Consider the following 15,804-nt stretch of genomic DNA (forward strand, 5'->3'; position numbering starts at 1 on the left):
CTGTTACGACAAAAGACCTTGGAACCACCCTCGACCCACTCTATCTGCCCCCTCTTTGTTAAAGAGGGGGCTTCGGGGGCGTTCGTATTTACACCGGGCCCGCGTACGAGCTATCAGCTTCGTTGCCGTTCTTCCTGCCAGCCTTCTTAACCGCAGACTTCTTGCCGGTTGCCTTGCCCGACTGCTTCTCTACCATGGCCTCCACGCGCAGGCGCAGGGCGTTTATCTTGATGAAGCCGGTGGCATCGCTCTGGTCGTAGATGCTCTCGCCGCTCTCCATCGTCGCTATGTCGGGACGGTAGAGCGAGAGCGGGCTCTTGCGCCCGACGGTTATGATATTACCCTTGTACAGCTTCAGCCGCACCGTGCCCGTGACGTTTTTCTGGCTTTCATCGACCAGCGCCTGCAACGCCAGACGCTCCGGCGAGAACCAGAATCCGTAGTAGACCAGCTCGCTGTAGCGCGGGATGAGCGAGTCGCGCAGGTGCATGACCTCGCGATCCATGGTCAGCGTCTCCATCTGGCGATGCGCCCAGTGCAGGATGGTGCCGCCGGGCGTCTCGTAGACGCCGCGCGATTTCATGCCGACGACGCGGTTCTCGACGAGGTCCACGCGGCCCACGCCGTGCTTGCCGCCGAGCTTGTTCAGTATACGCAGTACGTTGGCCGGCGATAATTTCTTGCCGTTGACGGCGACACAGATGCCGCCCTCGAAATCGAGTGTGACATACTCCGCCTCGTCCGGCGCGTTTTCCGGCGCCACGCTCAGCTTGAACATATCCTGCGGCGGCTCCAGCCACGGATCCTCCAGTATGCCGCTCTCGAAGCTGATGTGCAGCAGGTTGCGGTCCGAAGAGTAGGGCTTCTTAGCCGTCGCCTGGACGGGAATGCCCTTCGCCTTGCAATAAGCAATCATCTCGGCCCGGCCGGGGAATTTTTTGCGGAACTTCTCCTCGCGCCACGGGACGACGATCTTGATATTCGGGTCTATGGAGTAGGCGGTCAGCTCGAAACGCACCTGGTCGTTGCCCTTGCCGGTGGCCCCGTGGCAGATAGCGTCGGCCTTCTCCTTGCGCACAACCTCCATCATGCCCTTGGCGATGAGCGGGCGCGCGATGCTTGTGCCCAGGAAATACTGGTTCTCGTATATCGCGCCGGCCTGTATCATGGGGAAGATGAAATCGCGCGCGAACTCCTCGGTGAGGTCTTCGATGTAACACTTCGACGCGCCCGTTTTTTTCGCTTTTTTATCGAGCCCCGACAACTCCTCGCCCTGCCCGATATCGGCGCAGAAGGCGATGATCTCGGCATCGTAGGTCTCCTTGAGCCACGCCAGTATGACCGAGGTATCGAGCCCGCCGCTGTATGCCAGCACTATCTTCTTATATTGTTTACCCGCCATTAGAATCTGCCTTTCTTACCTGTACTCTCCCTTTGCATTTTGGATATTTTTTACACACATGAAACTCTTTCCCAGAATCAGGGCCTTTTTTAACCACGCGAATTTCAGTTTGAGATCCACATTTAGGACACTGGATACTTCCTGGAGTTAGCGCATCTCTATTAAAAACTCCTCTTTCCAATTGTTTAGCAAACTCTTTTTTTACCTTGAATGTTTTCCAGCAATTTCCACAAGTAAAGAAATAATCACTGCCCCAGTGTGGAATAATCAAGAGCCACTCTTCCCTTGTCTGCTTAATAAGTCGAAGGTTTGCTTCTTGGTTGCAGATTGGGCAAGTGAATCTATATACTGCCAACTCTTTGTTCTTTACATCTCTGCTATAGTAAACCATACCAATAACTCATCATCTCAATTAGATTAGGATTAGGGTGAATTATTTCTTTCCCATCCGAGCCAACACCTTCTTCACGATCTCCATAGCCTCGTCCACGTCATCCTTCGTAATGATAAGAGGAGGGACGAAGCGCACCGCATTGGGCAGCACCGGGTTCAGTATCAACCCTTCCTTCAAACACTCCATCACAAGGTCCGACGAGACATCGCGCGAAAGCTCCATGGCCAGCAGGAGGCCGCGCCCTCTCACTCCGACGACGAGAGGCGACTTCTTCTTCAGGCCGCTTATCGACTTGGCCAAGTAGTCTCCGACAGTGTGGCAGTTATCTATAACCCCGTTCTTTAACATGTAGCTGATCGTGGCATATCCCGCGGCGCAGGCCAGCGGGTTGCCACCGAACGTCGAGCCGTGCTCTCCCGGCTCGAATACGGAGACCTCGTCCTTAGCCATGAAAGCGCCTATGGCCACCCCGCCGCCGAGACCCTTGGCCAGCGTTATGATATCCGGCTCCACCCCGTACTGCTCATAGGCGAACAGCGAGCCCGCGCGCCCGATGCCGGTCTGAATCTCATCGAGGATCAGCAGTATCCCCTTCTTATCGCACCAAGAGCGCACCTTCTTCAGGTAGTCGTCGGCAGGAACGTTGACGCCGCCCTCGCCCTGTATCGGCTCCATCATGATCGCGCACGTCTTGTCAGTCGTCGCCTTTTTAATGGCGTCGATGCTATCATAAAGGACGTTCACAAAACCGTCGGGCAGCGGCACATAAGGCTCCTGGAATTTGTGCTGCCCCGTAGCCGCGGTCATGGCCAGCGTGCGGCCGTGGAACGATTTTGTCGCCGTGATGACCTCCCAGGCCCCTTTGCGATGCAGCTTGCCGTAACGGCGCGCCAGCTTCACCGCGCCCTCGCATGCCTCGGAACCGCTGTTGCAGAAGAACACTTTATCCAGACAGCTGTTCTCGACCATAAGTTTGGCCAGCTTGACCTGCGGCACGGTATAGACCAGGTTAGAGGTCTGTATCAGCTCCCGCGCCTGCTTCGCCACGGCGTTGACGACCACGGGATGCGAGTGGCCCAGTACGTCAACCGCCAGCCCCCCGAGGAAGTCCAGGTACTCGTTGCCGTCCTCGTCCCAGACACGCGCCCCCTTACCCTTGACGATAGTCACGGGCAGGCGTTTGAAAGTGCCCATCAGGTATTTCTTTTCCAATTTTTGCCAGTCAGCCATTTTATATTCCTAAACGATTATCGTTCCTGTCTTCTTTCCCTTCACCGCATCGATGACGGAGTGCGGAGCGCGCCCGTCGATTATCTGCGCCGCCGATGCTCCATCCAATGCGCGCAGACACGCCTTTACCTTGGGGATCATGCCGCCCGCGATCACGCCCGATGCGATAAGAGCCTGTATTTTATCACGGTCGAGCCTATCTAGCAACTGCCCCTTTTTATCGAGAACTCCGGCCACGTCGGTGAGCATGATGAGCTTCTTCGCGCCGAGCGCGGCCGCCAGCGCCCCGGCGGCCGGATCGCCGTTCACGTTCAATATTTTTACAGAGCCGATGCCGTAAGACGGAGGCGCGATGACGGGAATGTAGCCTTTATCGATGACCGCCTGCAGCGGCTCGATATTGACCTTGACCACCTCGCCTACGAGGCCGTGCGTCTTTGTCTGCACCTCGGCTTCCAGCATGCACCCGTCCACGCCGCACAGACCTACGGCGCGCCCGCCCCTGGCCTGTATCTGCGCTACGATTTCTTTATTTACCAGGCCCGCCAGCACGGCGACCACCACGCGCAGACTCTCTTTGCTGGTCACCCTCTGGCCGTCGACCATCTTGGTCTCTATGCCCATTAGCTTGAGCCAGGAGGTGACCTCGTTGCCGCCGCCGTGGAACACGACCGGGTTGAAGCCTTCCTTCTGCAACGCGACGATGTCTTCTATGACCGTCTCGCCCTTGCCAAAGGTGCTGCCCCCGATTTTGATTACGATTGGTTTATTCATCATTCCATCACAACTATGTAATTAGCCTTTCCCAAATCTAGGTGCAAACATACAAACTATAAATCCACAAAAAAATAGCCCTAAACCATATCCTGCATATTCCACTTTAGCAACCGCCAACCCCATTCCGGCGGCCATACTAGTGAAGCCCAGCGTATAGTAAAAATAGTATTTACCGCTTTTCTTATTATCAGTTTGTTGCTTATCTATCCTGTCAAGCGATTCTTTGATCCCTATCAAGTATTTCTTTATCACATCAATATCAGAGCCAGAGTCGCTTTTCTCAAGAGCATCCCCTTTTAAACTTTCAACACCAGTCTCAAGTTTGCATTCCTCTTTCATTTTTGCATCCGAATCACCCATTGCCTTCACCGCTGTACTAGACTTATAGGCCGCCCCGAGAGAAATCAAACCTACACCCAAAGACATCACTGCCAAACCTCCACCTAGAATGCGCCACACTACATCAAGGGATACTATATTCACCAACAATGCACATATTCCTGAGATTATAATCAGACTAAAGCCAAGCAGATAAAAACTGGCCCCTGTCTTACCAAGGTTAGCTGGCAAGCTCCTCAACCACTCCCAGAACTCACGCGGGCTCGGCCCATTATTCAAAACCCTACTCCCAAACACCAAACGTAATCTATCAAATATAAGCCATTTTAGCACCACGATAGCTACAAGGCAAACGAACTCCCCCTGTCATCCCCCTCTTTGATTAAAGAGGGGGAAGCTGCAAAACCGAAGGGGCGTTCGATGCAGAGGTGCAGGAGAGAAGGGCTCCTGACGGGGTTTTAGGGGTGTCCCCTAATTTATTTATGTCCCCCAACGTATGGGGGATTTAGGGGGTTCGGAAAATATCTCCGAACCGTGTCGACCGCCAACAGGGCGAATGATTATTCGCCCCTACATTCGAACGACGTTGATGCGCTATAATATCCCCATCATGCAATCCAGCAAGACATCCGTCTTGATAGCCACCACCCTCGGCGCGTTCCTGACCCCCTTCATGGGCTCGGCGATGAACGTAGCGGTCCCCTTCATCGGTCAGGATTTCGGCATGAACGCCACCACCCTGCCCTGGATAAACAACTCCTTCCTCATCGCGTCCCTGACGTTCCTGCTGCCATTCGGCCGTCTGGCCGACATCTACGGCAGGAAGAAGATTTTCACCTGGGGTATCGTGGCCTTCACCGTCTTCACTTTCCTCTGCGCGCTGGCCAACTCGGCGGAGATGTTCTTTGCCTTCCGCGCGCTGCAGGGGATAAGCGGCGCCATGATCTTCGGCACAAGCGTGGCGCTGGTCACCTCGGCCTATCCGCCGCAGGAGCGGGGGCGCGTGCTGGGCATCAACGTGGCGTCGATCTATACCGGGCTCTCGGTCGGGCCGGTGATAGGCGGGGTGCTGGTGAACCACTTCGGGTGGGAGAGCGTTTTCATAGCAACGCTGCCGCTGTGCCTCTTCGTCCTCGCCCTGATAATCTGGAAGCTCAGAGGCGAGTGGGCCCCGGCCCGGGGCGAGGGGTTCGACAGGGGCGGGGCGGTTATCTACGGCATCACCATAATAGCTATAATGTGCGGCCTCTCCCTGCTGCCGCAGTGGTGGGGGTTCGTTCTCATAGTAGCAGGGGCGCTGGCTCTGGCTGTATTCATCTGGTATGAGATCAGGGCGCGCAGTCCGCTTCTGGAGATCAACCTGTTTCGACGTAATATCCCCTTCGCTTTCTCCAGCCTGGCCGCGCTGATAAACTACGCCGCCACTTTCGCGATAGCGTTCCTCCTCAGCCTCTACCTGATCAACATCAAAGGCTACGCCGCCGACTACGCCGGCTACATACTTGTGACACAGCCGGTATTCCAAGCCATCTTCGCACCGATCGCGGGCCGCCTCTCGGACAGGATAGAGCCGAGATTGCTCGCTTCGGCAGGGATGGCCATCACAGTCGTCGGATTGACGCTTTTCGTGTTCATCACAAAGACGACTTCGCTGTGGATGATAATCGGCGGGCAGGCGCTGCTCGGCTTCGGCTTCGGGCTGTTCTCGTCGCCCAACACCAACGCGATCATGAGCGCGGTGGAGAACAAGCTGTACGGAGTGGCCGCGTCCACGGTGGCCACAATGCGCCAGACCGGCATGACGCTGAGCATGAGCATCGTCAACGTGCTTTTCGCCGTCTACATAGGCAGCGAGCAGATAACGCTGGAGAACCACGACGCCTTCATGCAGAGCTTCAAGGTGGCCTTCATCATCTTCGCCGCCCTGTGCTTTGCCGGCGTCTTCGCCTCGATGGCCCGCGGCAATACGCGCCGGGGGTAAATCTACACCCCCGTCATTACATATCATTACCTGTCGATTCCCGTAGGGGCGGTTCGCGAACCGCCCCTACACCTCGCAACACACAAACGACGAGATCGCCACATAATCCTCACAGAAATCTCTCCCCCATAGTCTGTCCCAGCACGGCGACAAAATGTTATAATAAGCCGTCAGAGCGTTCCACGCCAGAACATCTACAAGAGAGGTACAGCCGGAAATGAAGACGATCACTGTTAAGGAAATCTATAGCCCCACCGACTCGTGCTATTTATGCTTTCAGGAAAACGCCCCGATCACCGGAATAGCGGAGAAGTTCGCGCATGATCCGAGCCTTCGCGCCGTGTTCCTTACGGATTCAAAAGGTAAATTCACCGGAATGGTCCGGCGCAGCGACATGATGAAATGGCTGTATCTCCAAATATACGGTAAGGTAGGCGGAGGCGACGTCTCAACCGGAGACGCCATACAGTTCACCCTTGCCAAGGAAGCCATCGATATCGCGCGCGGCAATGCTGATTCCATCGGAGTGAAGCCGGAGGATACGCTGCAAAAAGCCCTCGATAAGATGATTGCACACAAGGAATCCATCGTCCCCGTGCTGGACAACGAGGACAAGATACTGGGAGACCTGAGGGCCAGCACCGTGCTCAAGAAAGCGCTTGAGATGTGGGAGAAGGAAAAGAAAGACTAATCACTGGCTACGTCGTATACTCGCTGTTTATCACCACGTATTCCGCCGTAAGGTCGCACCCCCACGCCGTAGCCGAGTGCTTCCCCCCGTCACCCATTATTGACATGCGACTGACTCTCGTTTACGATTCTAGCACTATGCGGATAAAGTTGGTGTTGGCTTTATTTTTAGTCTTGCCTGTTATTTTCTCAGGTTGCGGCAGCAGTCCTAAATCCACTTCAAATCTCACTGCTCAGGAGCTATTATCCAACTCTTTGTCTGCTATGGCTGATACAATTTCGTGCTTTCTTCATATAGAAGCACAAGATCAAGAAACTTGGTTTCCATCAGTTGGCGATAAGACTCCAGTTACAAACACGCTACTATGGAATGGCACTTCAATCACCGGTAACAATGGTACAAAAGAAATCACAATGAACCAGAGTTACCAGGACGGATTTGTTGTTACAGTATTTAATCTATCTGTTGCTGACGGCGAGTGGTCTGCAACTCAGAGTGAAGGTGCCCAAGAAATAGATTGGAGCCCAGTCTTTACCCGGAATGGTTCGTGCGATAAATGGGTATCAAGCGACCAGTATCCCCAGCAAATAGCCTTGATGGAGACAGCGACAGAAGTAATTATGTTATCGGATGAAACTGTAAACGGCGTAGAATGCTATACCCTGAAGCTGGTGCCTTCCAGGGATGCCATGATCAACTGGGTCTATTCACTGGAGCAGCCGATGGGTGACTTAAATATGGGGTGGTTTGGCCGTATGTCGATTGACAGGACGAGGGAAGTTTACGATGTCGCATATAAAAATAGTAGCTCGGTCACTGTATGGGTAGACAAGAGAAATTATCAAGTGATTAGGACTAATATCAGCGCGTTCTTTGAGGCCCTGCCGCAATATCTGACACAGGGTGACTTCAGCGGAGGACCGATTTCAAGTGATGAATCTCCGGATACGGTTTGTACCACAATGTCCTGCGCATTTTTTTACAAAGTTGACCGGGCTTTCTATAGTCAGATAGAATTTTCCGACTTCAGCACGGTGATTTCAGATTAACATTAAGTCGTATACTCGCTGTTTATCGCTACATATTCCGCCGTCAGGTCGCACCCCCACGCCGTAGCTGAGTGCTTCCCCCCGTTGAGCGCCACGCGCACCTTGACCTCATCCTTGCCCATAGCCGCACTCACTGTCTTTTTATTGAACGGCACGGGCTCGCCGGCAGACATGAGTTGCATGTTGGCCAAGTAGAGGTCGACTTTTTTAGGGTTGAACCCGGCCCCGCTCCTCCCCAGCGCCGCGATGATGCGCCCCCAGTTCGGATCGCAGCCGTGAACGGCGGACTTAACGAGAGGTGAGCCGACGATGGTGCGCGCGGCGATTCGTGCATCGGCCAACGACTTAGCGCCATCGACCGTTACCTCGATAAGGCGAGTCGCTCCCTCGCCGTCGGTGGCGATGCTGCGCGCCAGGTAAATACAAACTTTCGACAGTGCTTCAGCGAACGCCTTCTCCGCCTTAGTCCCGGCCTTGACCGCGCCACCGGCGCCGTTGGCCAGGATCAGCGCCGTATCGTTGGTGCTGGTATCGCCATCGACCGTAATCATGTTGAGGGAAGCGTCGACCGCTTCTCCTAAAAAGCTATCCAGCAAGCGAGCGTCGATCTTGGCATCTGTCGTTAAAAATGACAGCATGGTGGCCATGTCCGGATGTATCATGCCCGCGCCCTTGGCAATTCCGGCGACGGTGAAACCGTATTCCTCGCAGGCAACGGCGATCTCCTTGGGACGTGTATCCGTGGTCATGATGGCGTGAGCCAACTCGTGCCCGCCCTTCGCGGACAGCTTCATCTGCATAGCGCCCGCCTCGATCTTATCGACGGGTAGCTTAACACCGATGACGCCGGTGCTGGCCACCAGCACGGAGTCGTCCGGGATATCGAGCTTCATCGCCGCGGCCTGCGCCATAGCTCTGGCATCCTTCATGCCCTGCGCCCCGGTGCATGCGTTGGCGCAGCCGGCGTTGACGATGACCGCCTGAGCTTTACCCGACGCGACGCGATCCTGGCACCATTGGACGGGAGCAGCTTTAATTCGATTCTTTGTAAAACGCCCGGCGACGGCGCATGGCCTCTCGGAATACAAAATGCCGAGGTCCAGCCTGCCTTCGTATTTTATCCCGGCAGCGGCCGCCCCGGCCAGGAACCCCTGCGGCGAGGTTATCGTACCGTTACGTATGATTTTCACAAGCGCAATATTATCATAGGAAGGATTGCGGCGCAATAAGAGGAAGCGTTTAGTGAATAGACAATGGTGAGTAGTTTGTAGTCTGTCATCCTGAGGTAGCGCCGAAGGATCTCGTCGAGATTCTTCACTTCGTTCAGAATGACATTGAAGAAAAAGAGGTGGAGGAGAAGATTTCTCCTTCCATGGTTGACTAACTTATCATAAGAATTACCCATCGTGTCAGGGCTTGCGCTAAGTGGTATAATATCGCAATATACTTTGGAAGGTGAAGTCATGAAGATCGTAAATTGTATCTTGGCACTATTCCTCGCGATGTTATTAATACCCGTCATCGCGTGCGACAGCGAGGATGCGGAGCCCACCCCTACAGCAACGGTAGCCCCCACCCCTACGCCTGTGCCGGACCTGCCAGACCTGACCATTACCGGCATCTCATTCGATCCGGCGGTAGGCTGCGAGGGCGCACCGGTGGAGGTAGCGGTTACGATTCAGAACCAGGGAACACAGCTCTCCCCGGCCTGCTACTGGTCATGGCAGTTGTTCGCGGGCAGCCAGATACTGGTGAACACCCTGCCCAGCCTGCCCCCGGGCGGAACCATCGTTGTTCATACCGAACTAACCCTGGCCGACGATATCACCGGCGCCTTCAACACCACAGCTATAGCGGACTCGATGGCGGGAGTCACCGAGATCAACGAGAGCGACAATGAATTCATACAGCCGCTCAGTGTGAGCCTTTGCGACCTGGAGTCCAGCTACGATGCGGACAAGGCCGGCATCCAGACGGCGCTCGAAGCGTACATGACCAGTAACAATGGCTCCATCCCGTTAACGGCCAATTCTGTTTATTTAAGCTACCCCGCCGGCACTTATTCCATCCTTAATTTATGCGCTCTCGTCGGGGAGGGCGAATTGCTGGACGAGGTGCCCGCCAGCGCCCGCGACGACTCGTTCGATAACTGCGCGGCCGGCACGTGCGACTGTAAGCAGAACGCCCGCTATATCTGGCTGGTGAACCTCGCTGGCAACGTGATGTCCGTATGTATCGGCGGCGAATGCGACATGAACTTCGCCGATGGCTATCAGGGCATCTGGCCGTAAATAAAGTCGACCGATGAAACGGCTTAAAAGCTGGCGATGGGTAGTATTTATCGTACTTCTGATCGCGGTAGTATTCGGCGGATGGTATTTTACCACCCAGATGATACGTACAGAATACCCGCAGGCCTGGTCCGACTGGCGGGCCAAGCTTCAAGACGCGGTAACGGACTATAGAAACGCTAACAACGGCTCCCTGCCGATAGTAGGCAGCGGAGCCGTTATCGTTGACGGCGAAGAACAGTATATAATCGACATTTGCGCTCTCGTAGAATTGAACCTCATTCCGTCGACCCCCGCCAGCTGCGCCTCTCTCCCCGGCGCCGCGGACGATAACTGCGACGGCGGCGAATGCTATTGCTATGAAGAGCACCACTATCTCTGGACGATCGACCCGGAGGGATCGGTACACTCGGCATGCATCGGGCAGCAGTGCGATAAGTCCGATGCCGACGGCTACCAGGGTGTCTGGCCGTGATATAATCAGTATGTTATCTCAGAACGCGACAACACTATGCGATTATTCAGTCTCAAGAGATGGAAGTTCAACCTTACGGCGCTGGTCATCCTCGCCGTGATAATTACCGTATACTGGTTCACCATGTGGAACACGCCGTCCAATACGGATTACACGGCCGTCGTCGATATTTTGAACACCGAGGTGGAGGAATACAAGCTGCATCACGATAACAGCCTGCCGGTCTCCGGAATGAATGCCTCGCTCGATGAGCCCGCCGGCACCTATTTTATAATCGACATCTGCGCGCTGATGAACTATGTGCCTGACGGCTTCGCCGCAGTCGATGGAGATGACAATGACAACTGCGATGCAGGTGACTGTGAATGTCAGCCCGACGCAAGCTACGTCTGGCTGCTCGATTCATACGGCAAAGTATTTTCAAAGTGTGTTGGCGACGACTGTAAGAACAACGGGGCTGACGGCTACCAGGGTGTCTGGCCATAACTGTTCTCTGTCATTCCCTGACTTGATCAGGGAATCCAGAAATCTTAATCTGTCATGGCTGAGTGAAGCGAAGCATCTCGTACCCTGCCAGCCATAATTACGAGATTCTTCAGGTTTTAGAATGTAGGGTGGGTAGAGCGCAGCGAAACCCACCAACTAATCGGCGGGCACAGCCCGCCCTACATATTCCATCGCTCCCTACACAAAATGGCCCCTCAATTCCACGCCGGAATGCGGGCTGTAGAGGGCCGGCTGGATGTCCAGCATAGTAAACGCCCCGGACCGACCCTGCTGCTTGAGCCTATAAGCCGCCCGTGCGCACGCCACGAGCACGCTCCCCGTGAATCCCGGATTCGATTCAAGTTTGCAGCTGTACTCCAGTATCTGGCGGCTGTTCTTGCCGACTGTCCCCGATGTCAGCACGAACCCTCCATGCGGATAGGCGGCATGCTTCTCCGCCATCTCCTTCTCGCTGATGAAAACGACCTTCGTATCGTAATCGGAATAATAGTTCGGCATCTCGACGATCCCGCGCCTGATCCTTTCTCTGTCCGCGCCCTTTTTTGCGACGACGTATACCAGCCGCTTGTGCATCTGGCGCTTGGTGAAATCGGGCGTCTTGCCGTCCCGCACCTTCTCCAGCGCCGTCTCGATAGGCAGCGTATACTGGCGCGCATCTAATACACCCTCGATCTTACGCGCCGCATCGGAATGCCCCTGGCTGACCCCGGGCCCCCAGAAGGTGAACCCCTTGCAGCCGGGCAGGAAGGCTTCGCCCATTACCCTCTCCAGCGAGAAGATGCCGGGATCCCACCCCGCAGAGATTATCGACACGTTGCCGTTCTTCCTGGCAACGGCATCCATCTTCTTGAAGTAGCCCGGGATATCGGCATGAGTATCGAAGCTGTCGACCGTGCTGAAGCGCTTCGCGAACACCGGCCCCTGCGCCGGAATGTCCTCCTTGGAGCCGCCGCAGAGTATAGCCACGTCGATCTTAACTCCCTTTGGTAAAGAGAACTTCTCTGTATTCAGCACCGCGACGCCTTTCAACTGCTTCGCCACCTGCTCCGGTCTGCGCGAGAACGCCGCGGAGAGCTTCATATCATCGCTCTTCTCCAGCGCCGCGATAACTCCGCGCCCCACGTTGCCGTATCCCACTATCGCTACATTTATCACTTCCATCCTCCTGAGCCTCGGCCGTCAAAAGGCGACCGATAATCTCGCCACTAATTATAGCAAACACGGCCCTGAAAAATCGCGAAGTTGGCGCAAAAATCAGACAATCTTCCGGCATATCCGTCGACCTTGCCGCAAAAGGTGCTATAATACCGCAAAGACATGTGGGCGAATGATTATTCGCCCCTACAATACGAACGGCTGCTATATGAAATACCTGATAAGATCAGTCGAAGCCTTTTTGCTCGCATCGCTTACTGCATTCATCTTCGTGTTCTTCTTCCACGAGGACCAGGCCGGAGGATACGGCGGAGTCGTGTTTATCGTGAGTCTGATACTCTTCGCGATAATGCTGTTCCGCAGTTCATCTCACAAAGTCCATTTCTACTTCTGTCTCATCTTCGGCATCGAGTGGCTGCTGCTGCCCGCGATAGCTTACATTAATCTTCAATTCCGCACGGACACCTTCGGGGAAGCATTGGGCAACGTTATATTCTTTGGGCTGCTGACCGGCGCCGGCGTCATCGGCGGGTTTATTTTCCTGTCGCTGGCTGTACTGTTTTACCTGCGCGGACGCAGGAACAGAAATATATAGAAATCTCGATTCCGTGGCTTGATGTGTACGTAATTCGCCTGTAATAATTGCTGTGTATTATCTCATTGTAAATACACGGGCACGGTCCTTCCGATGCCGGAAGGATGCCCCTACGTCGTGGGTCGAAAAGAGGTGCCCCGATGAATCGGGACCGGGGGATTAGAGGTGTCCCCGTAGGGGCAGACCTGCGTGTCTGCCCATTGCGGGCGAACACATAGGTTCGCCCCTACCTGGATGACCAATATATGGGGGATACAGGGGGTTGATTACAACTTAATCATGACCAAAATCAAATTCACCAAGATGCAGGCCACCGGCAACGATTTCGTTGTCATGGAAGCGAAACGAAACCGCGACTGGAATGTATTAGCTACGGCCATGTGCGATCGCCGCTTAGGGGTGGGCGCGGACGGCATCATACTGGTCATGCCATCCCGGAAGGCCGACATACGCATGAGGATGTTCAACCCGGACGGCTCCGAGGCCGAGGCCTGCGGCAACGGCACCAGGTGCCTTGCCAGATATGCTATCGGCCGGGGATTGGTCGACGGTAAAGAGATTACGATAGAGACGCTCGGCGGATCGAGGAAGGCGCGGCAGCTTGACGATATGATACAGGTCGACATGGGAGAACCGATTTTCAAGGCCGGGCTGATCCCGGTCAAGCTAAATCGCGACGCGGTGATCGATCATCCGCTCGCCATCGGCGGCAGGCGGCTGAAGCTGACCTGCCTCTCGATGGGCAACCCCCATGCCGTCGCGTTCATCGATGAGGCTATAGAGAAATTCCCTCTCGAAACGATCGGCCCGAAGGTCGAGAACCACCCGTTCTTTCCAAAGCGGGTGAATTTTGAGATAGCGAATGTGATGGGCAAAGGCAGGATACGCGCCCGGGTCTGGGAGCGCGGCGCGGGCGAGACGCTCTCCTGCGGCAGCGGTGCCTGCGCCATAGCGGTGGCGGCGCGATTGCACAGGTTCTGCGGTAAAAAAACGAATGTAGCGCTGCCGGGCGGGACACTGACCATCGACTGGGACGGGAAGAGCCAGGTGAAGCTGACCGGCCCCGCGGAGGAAGTGTTCACGGGAACGTGGCCGGGATAACATGGGGCAATTCATGAATTGCCCCTACACGATGACCGGAATATTTACGCTCGGCGAGGTGCCCCGATATGTCGGGGCCGGGGAAACTGGGGGTGTCCCCAAATCCAAAATTCCCCCAATCTTGGGGGATACAGGGAGTTGACCAGCAACGAGATTGCCACGTCGTCCTTCCATATACCTCGATATCATGGAAGGGCTTCTCGCAATGACAGTCTAAAACAGAGGTACAGGAGACATGGTCTCCTGACAGGGTTTTAGGGGTGTCCCCTAATATTAATAAATGTCCCCCAACGTATGGGGGACTAACAGGGGGTTCGGTTATTGTTCCCCCCTTTTAAGGGGGATTTCAGAGGGTTCAATCCTAATAAGAAAGATCGAAGATGAAACCAGCGAAAAGGATCGAACAACTGCCGCCCTACCTCTTCGTCGGCATATCGAAAAAGATAGCCGAGAAGAAATCTCAGGGCATAGACGTCATCAGCCTGGGCATCGGGGACCCCGATCTGCCCACGCCGCCGCATATCATCGAGAGGCTGTGCCGGGCGGCGCGCGACCCGCAAAACCACCGCTATCCTGATTCGGAAGGCCTGCCCGAATTTCGCAAGGCGGTGGCGGACTGGTACAAGAGGCGGTTCGACATCGGGCTCGACCCGAATAAAGAGGTCGTATCGCTCATCGGGGCCAAGGACGGCGTGGCGCACATATCATGGTGCCTCATCGACCCGGGCGATATCGCGCTGGTGCCTGATCCCGGCTACCCCGTTTACGCCACGGGCGCCATGTTCTGCGGCGGGGAATCGTATTACATGCCGTTGCGGGAGGAGAACGGTTTCCTGCCCGATCTGGAAGGCATCCCGGAGAATGTCGTCAGGAAATCAAAGTTGCTGTGGATAAACTATCCCAACAACCCGACGGGCGCGGTCGCCGGTATCGACTTTTTCGAAAAGGTTGTCGCATTCGCTAAAAAACACGATATCGCCGTATGCCACGACGCGCCGTACACCGAGATAGCGTTCGACGGATACAAACCTGTGAGCTTCCTTCAGGCCAGGGGAGCCATGGACGTCGGCATCGAGTTCCATTCCCTGTCCAAGACCTACAACATGACCGGCTGGAGGGTCGGCATGGCCGTGGGGAACGCCGCAATAATCGACGCCCTGAAAAGGATCAAATCGAATATTGACTCCGGCATACCCCAGGCGATACAACGCGCCGCCATCGAGGCCTTGAGCGGGTCGCAGCAATGTGTAAGCGACAACATGGCGATCTACCAGCGCCGCCGCGATAAAGTTATCGAGGCGCTTTCGAAGATAGGTATCAGTGCGGCGAAACCCCGCGCTGGCCTCTATATCTGGGCTAAAGTCCCGGATGGATACACCTCGATAGAATTCGCAACGAGATGGCTGGACGACATCGGCGTGGTGGTGATCCCGGGCGTCGGCTACGGGCCTCATGGCGAAGGGTACATCCGCATCTCGCTCACGGTGCCGGATGCGCGCCTGGACGAGGCGCTGTCTAGAATTGCTTCATGGAATAAATAATATACTTCAACCCCCTTTATCCCCCAATCTTGGGGGAAAATAAAAAAACAACAGGGGACACCCCTGTACAACCCCGGCAGGAGAAGTCTCTCCTGCACCTCTGTGAGCTAGCTAACCTCTTCGAGGACTGTATCAGAATTGTTATATTCCCTGATCATGACGGACATCGTGTAGGGGCACGGCACGACGTGCCCGTTAAGTTCCCCCTCTTTTTAGAAGAGGGGGTAAGGGGGAGTTACATCTTAATTATCTTCCCTCTCCCTCCGCAGGGAGAGG

At 55.2% G+C, this 15,804-nt stretch carries 17 protein-coding genes; 9 read left to right on the forward strand and 8 right to left on the reverse strand.

The window, feature by feature from the left end; translation table 11 throughout:
- Window positions 1-88: 88 nt before the first annotated feature.
- Genes WC562_03745 through WC562_03765 form a run of 5 tightly spaced genes read right to left on the reverse strand, consistent with a single transcriptional unit; the run spans window position 89 to window position 4,373 of the window.
- A complete protein-coding gene (locus WC562_03745; GenBank protein MFA5055273.1) occupies window positions 89-1,402 on the reverse strand; it encodes an argininosuccinate synthase in 1,314 nt (437 codons plus the stop codon).
- Window positions 1,392-1,793, reverse strand: a complete 402-nt coding sequence (locus tag WC562_03750) for a hypothetical protein (protein ID MFA5055274.1) — start codon at window positions 1,791-1,793, stop codon at window positions 1,392-1,394. The genes WC562_03745 and WC562_03750 overlap by 11 nt, the downstream gene beginning before the upstream one ends.
- A gap of 42 nt (window positions 1,794-1,835) precedes the next feature.
- Window positions 1,836-3,026, reverse strand: a complete 1,191-nt coding sequence (locus WC562_03755) for an aspartate aminotransferase family protein (GenBank protein MFA5055275.1) — start codon at window positions 3,024-3,026, stop codon at window positions 1,836-1,838.
- 9 nt (window positions 3,027-3,035) lie between these two features.
- On the reverse strand, window positions 3,036-3,800 hold the full coding sequence (gene argB / locus WC562_03760; GenBank protein MFA5055276.1) for an acetylglutamate kinase: 765 nt from the start codon (window positions 3,798-3,800) through the stop codon (window positions 3,036-3,038).
- 21 nt (window positions 3,801-3,821) lie between these two features.
- Window positions 3,822-4,373, reverse strand: a complete 552-nt coding sequence (locus WC562_03765; GenBank protein ID MFA5055277.1) for a hypothetical protein — start codon at window positions 4,371-4,373, stop codon at window positions 3,822-3,824.
- A gap of 358 nt (window positions 4,374-4,731) precedes the next feature.
- Here WC562_03765 and WC562_03770 point away from each other — a divergent pair, with 358 nt between their 5' ends.
- Window positions 4,732-6,123: an MFS transporter gene (locus tag WC562_03770; GenBank protein MFA5055278.1), complete on the forward strand. Its 1,392-nt coding sequence runs from the start codon at window positions 4,732-4,734 to the stop codon at window positions 6,121-6,123.
- A gap of 217 nt (window positions 6,124-6,340) precedes the next feature.
- Window positions 6,341-6,814: a CBS domain-containing protein gene (locus tag WC562_03775; GenBank protein MFA5055279.1), complete on the forward strand. Its 474-nt coding sequence runs from the start codon at window positions 6,341-6,343 to the stop codon at window positions 6,812-6,814.
- A gap of 7 nt (window positions 6,815-6,821) precedes the next feature.
- Here the strand turns inward: WC562_03775 and WC562_03780 are convergent, their stop codons facing one another.
- The gene (locus tag WC562_03780; protein ID MFA5055280.1) at window positions 6,822-6,920 is read right to left on the reverse strand and encodes a bifunctional ornithine acetyltransferase/N-acetylglutamate synthase; all 99 of its coding nucleotides are present in this window, start codon (window positions 6,918-6,920) and stop codon (window positions 6,822-6,824) included.
- A 31-nt stretch (window positions 6,921-6,951) separates the two neighbouring features.
- Between WC562_03780 and WC562_03785 the strand changes: the two genes are divergently transcribed.
- Window positions 6,952-7,863 (forward strand): hypothetical protein, encoded by a 912-nt coding sequence (locus WC562_03785; protein ID MFA5055281.1) that lies wholly within the window; start codon window positions 6,952-6,954, stop codon window positions 7,861-7,863.
- Window positions 7,864-7,865: 2 nt separating this feature from the next.
- On the opposite strand, the gene argJ is transcribed toward WC562_03785, so the two are convergent.
- On the reverse strand, window positions 7,866-9,053 hold the full coding sequence (gene argJ, locus WC562_03790) for a bifunctional glutamate N-acetyltransferase/amino-acid acetyltransferase ArgJ (GenBank protein MFA5055282.1): 1,188 nt from the start codon (window positions 9,051-9,053) through the stop codon (window positions 7,866-7,868).
- A 273-nt stretch (window positions 9,054-9,326) separates the two neighbouring features.
- On the opposite strand from argJ, the gene WC562_03795 reads away from it, so the two are divergent.
- From WC562_03795 to WC562_03805, 3 genes are read left to right on the forward strand one after another with little or no spacing between them, the layout of a single operon-like run.
- A complete protein-coding gene (locus WC562_03795; protein MFA5055283.1) occupies window positions 9,327-10,154 on the forward strand; it encodes a CARDB domain-containing protein in 828 nt (275 codons plus the stop codon).
- A 13-nt stretch (window positions 10,155-10,167) separates the two neighbouring features.
- Window positions 10,168-10,629 carry a hypothetical protein gene (locus tag WC562_03800; protein MFA5055284.1) on the forward strand — a complete coding sequence of 154 codons (462 nt, stop codon included), beginning with the start codon at window positions 10,168-10,170 and terminating at the stop codon, window positions 10,627-10,629.
- A 36-nt stretch (window positions 10,630-10,665) separates the two neighbouring features.
- Entirely contained in the window at window positions 10,666-11,115 is a 450-nt protein-coding gene (locus tag WC562_03805; protein ID MFA5055285.1) for a hypothetical protein, read from the forward strand.
- Between the two features lie 198 nt (window positions 11,116-11,313).
- On the opposite strand, the gene WC562_03810 is transcribed toward WC562_03805, so the two are convergent.
- The gene (locus WC562_03810) at window positions 11,314-12,297 is read right to left on the reverse strand and encodes a diaminopimelate dehydrogenase (protein ID MFA5055286.1); all 984 of its coding nucleotides are present in this window, start codon (window positions 12,295-12,297) and stop codon (window positions 11,314-11,316) included.
- A gap of 202 nt (window positions 12,298-12,499) precedes the next feature.
- On the opposite strand from WC562_03810, the gene WC562_03815 reads away from it, so the two are divergent.
- The 3 genes from WC562_03815 (at window position 12,500) to WC562_03825 (ending at window position 15,528) form a co-directional block, all read left to right on the forward strand.
- The gene (locus WC562_03815) at window positions 12,500-12,886 is read left to right on the forward strand and encodes a hypothetical protein (protein MFA5055287.1); all 387 of its coding nucleotides are present in this window, start codon (window positions 12,500-12,502) and stop codon (window positions 12,884-12,886) included.
- A gap of 279 nt (window positions 12,887-13,165) precedes the next feature.
- Window positions 13,166-13,987: a diaminopimelate epimerase gene (dapF, locus tag WC562_03820; GenBank protein ID MFA5055288.1), complete on the forward strand. Its 822-nt coding sequence runs from the start codon at window positions 13,166-13,168 to the stop codon at window positions 13,985-13,987.
- A 380-nt stretch (window positions 13,988-14,367) separates the two neighbouring features.
- Window positions 14,368-15,528, forward strand: coding sequence for an LL-diaminopimelate aminotransferase (locus WC562_03825; protein ID MFA5055289.1), 1,161 nt, complete (start codon window positions 14,368-14,370; stop codon window positions 15,526-15,528).
- Window positions 15,529-15,804: the final 276 nt, after the last annotated feature.

The organism is Dehalococcoidia bacterium, assembly GCA_041649635.1.
Classification (GTDB): domain Bacteria; phylum Chloroflexota; class Dehalococcoidia; order E44-bin15; family E44-bin15; genus JAYEHL01.

What these genes read in the sequence shown, in the direction of transcription:
- WC562_03745 (MFA5055273.1), bottom strand. Translation starts at nt 1,402, where the DNA reads ATGGCGGGTAAACAATATAAGAAGATAGTGCTGGCATACAGCGGCGGG.
- WC562_03750 (MFA5055274.1), bottom strand. Translation starts at nt 1,793, where the DNA reads ATGGTTTACTATAGCAGAGATGTAAAGAACAAAGAGTTGGCAGTATAT.
- WC562_03755 (MFA5055275.1), bottom strand. Translation starts at nt 3,026, where the DNA reads ATGGCTGACTGGCAAAAATTGGAAAAGAAATACCTGATGGGCACTTTC.
- argB (MFA5055276.1), bottom strand. Translation starts at nt 3,800, where the DNA reads ATGAATAAACCAATCGTAATCAAAATCGGGGGCAGCACCTTTGGCAAG.
- WC562_03770 (MFA5055278.1), top strand. Translation starts at nt 4,732, where the DNA reads ATGCGCTATAATATCCCCATCATGCAATCCAGCAAGACATCCGTCTTG.
- WC562_03775 (MFA5055279.1), top strand. Translation starts at nt 6,341, where the DNA reads ATGAAGACGATCACTGTTAAGGAAATCTATAGCCCCACCGACTCGTGC.
- WC562_03780 (MFA5055280.1), bottom strand. Translation starts at nt 6,920, where the DNA reads ATGTCAATAATGGGTGACGGGGGGAAGCACTCGGCTACGGCGTGGGGG.
- WC562_03785 (MFA5055281.1), top strand. Translation starts at nt 6,952, where the DNA reads ATGCGGATAAAGTTGGTGTTGGCTTTATTTTTAGTCTTGCCTGTTATT.
- WC562_03795 (MFA5055283.1), top strand. Translation starts at nt 9,327, where the DNA reads ATGAAGATCGTAAATTGTATCTTGGCACTATTCCTCGCGATGTTATTA.
- WC562_03800 (MFA5055284.1), top strand. Translation starts at nt 10,168, where the DNA reads ATGAAACGGCTTAAAAGCTGGCGATGGGTAGTATTTATCGTACTTCTG.
- WC562_03805 (MFA5055285.1), top strand. Translation starts at nt 10,666, where the DNA reads ATGCGATTATTCAGTCTCAAGAGATGGAAGTTCAACCTTACGGCGCTG.
- WC562_03810 (MFA5055286.1), bottom strand. Translation starts at nt 12,297, where the DNA reads ATGGAAGTGATAAATGTAGCGATAGTGGGATACGGCAACGTGGGGCGC.
- WC562_03815 (MFA5055287.1), top strand. Translation starts at nt 12,500, where the DNA reads ATGAAATACCTGATAAGATCAGTCGAAGCCTTTTTGCTCGCATCGCTT.
- dapF (MFA5055288.1), top strand. Translation starts at nt 13,166, where the DNA reads ATGACCAAAATCAAATTCACCAAGATGCAGGCCACCGGCAACGATTTC.
- WC562_03825 (MFA5055289.1), top strand. Translation starts at nt 14,368, where the DNA reads ATGAAACCAGCGAAAAGGATCGAACAACTGCCGCCCTACCTCTTCGTC.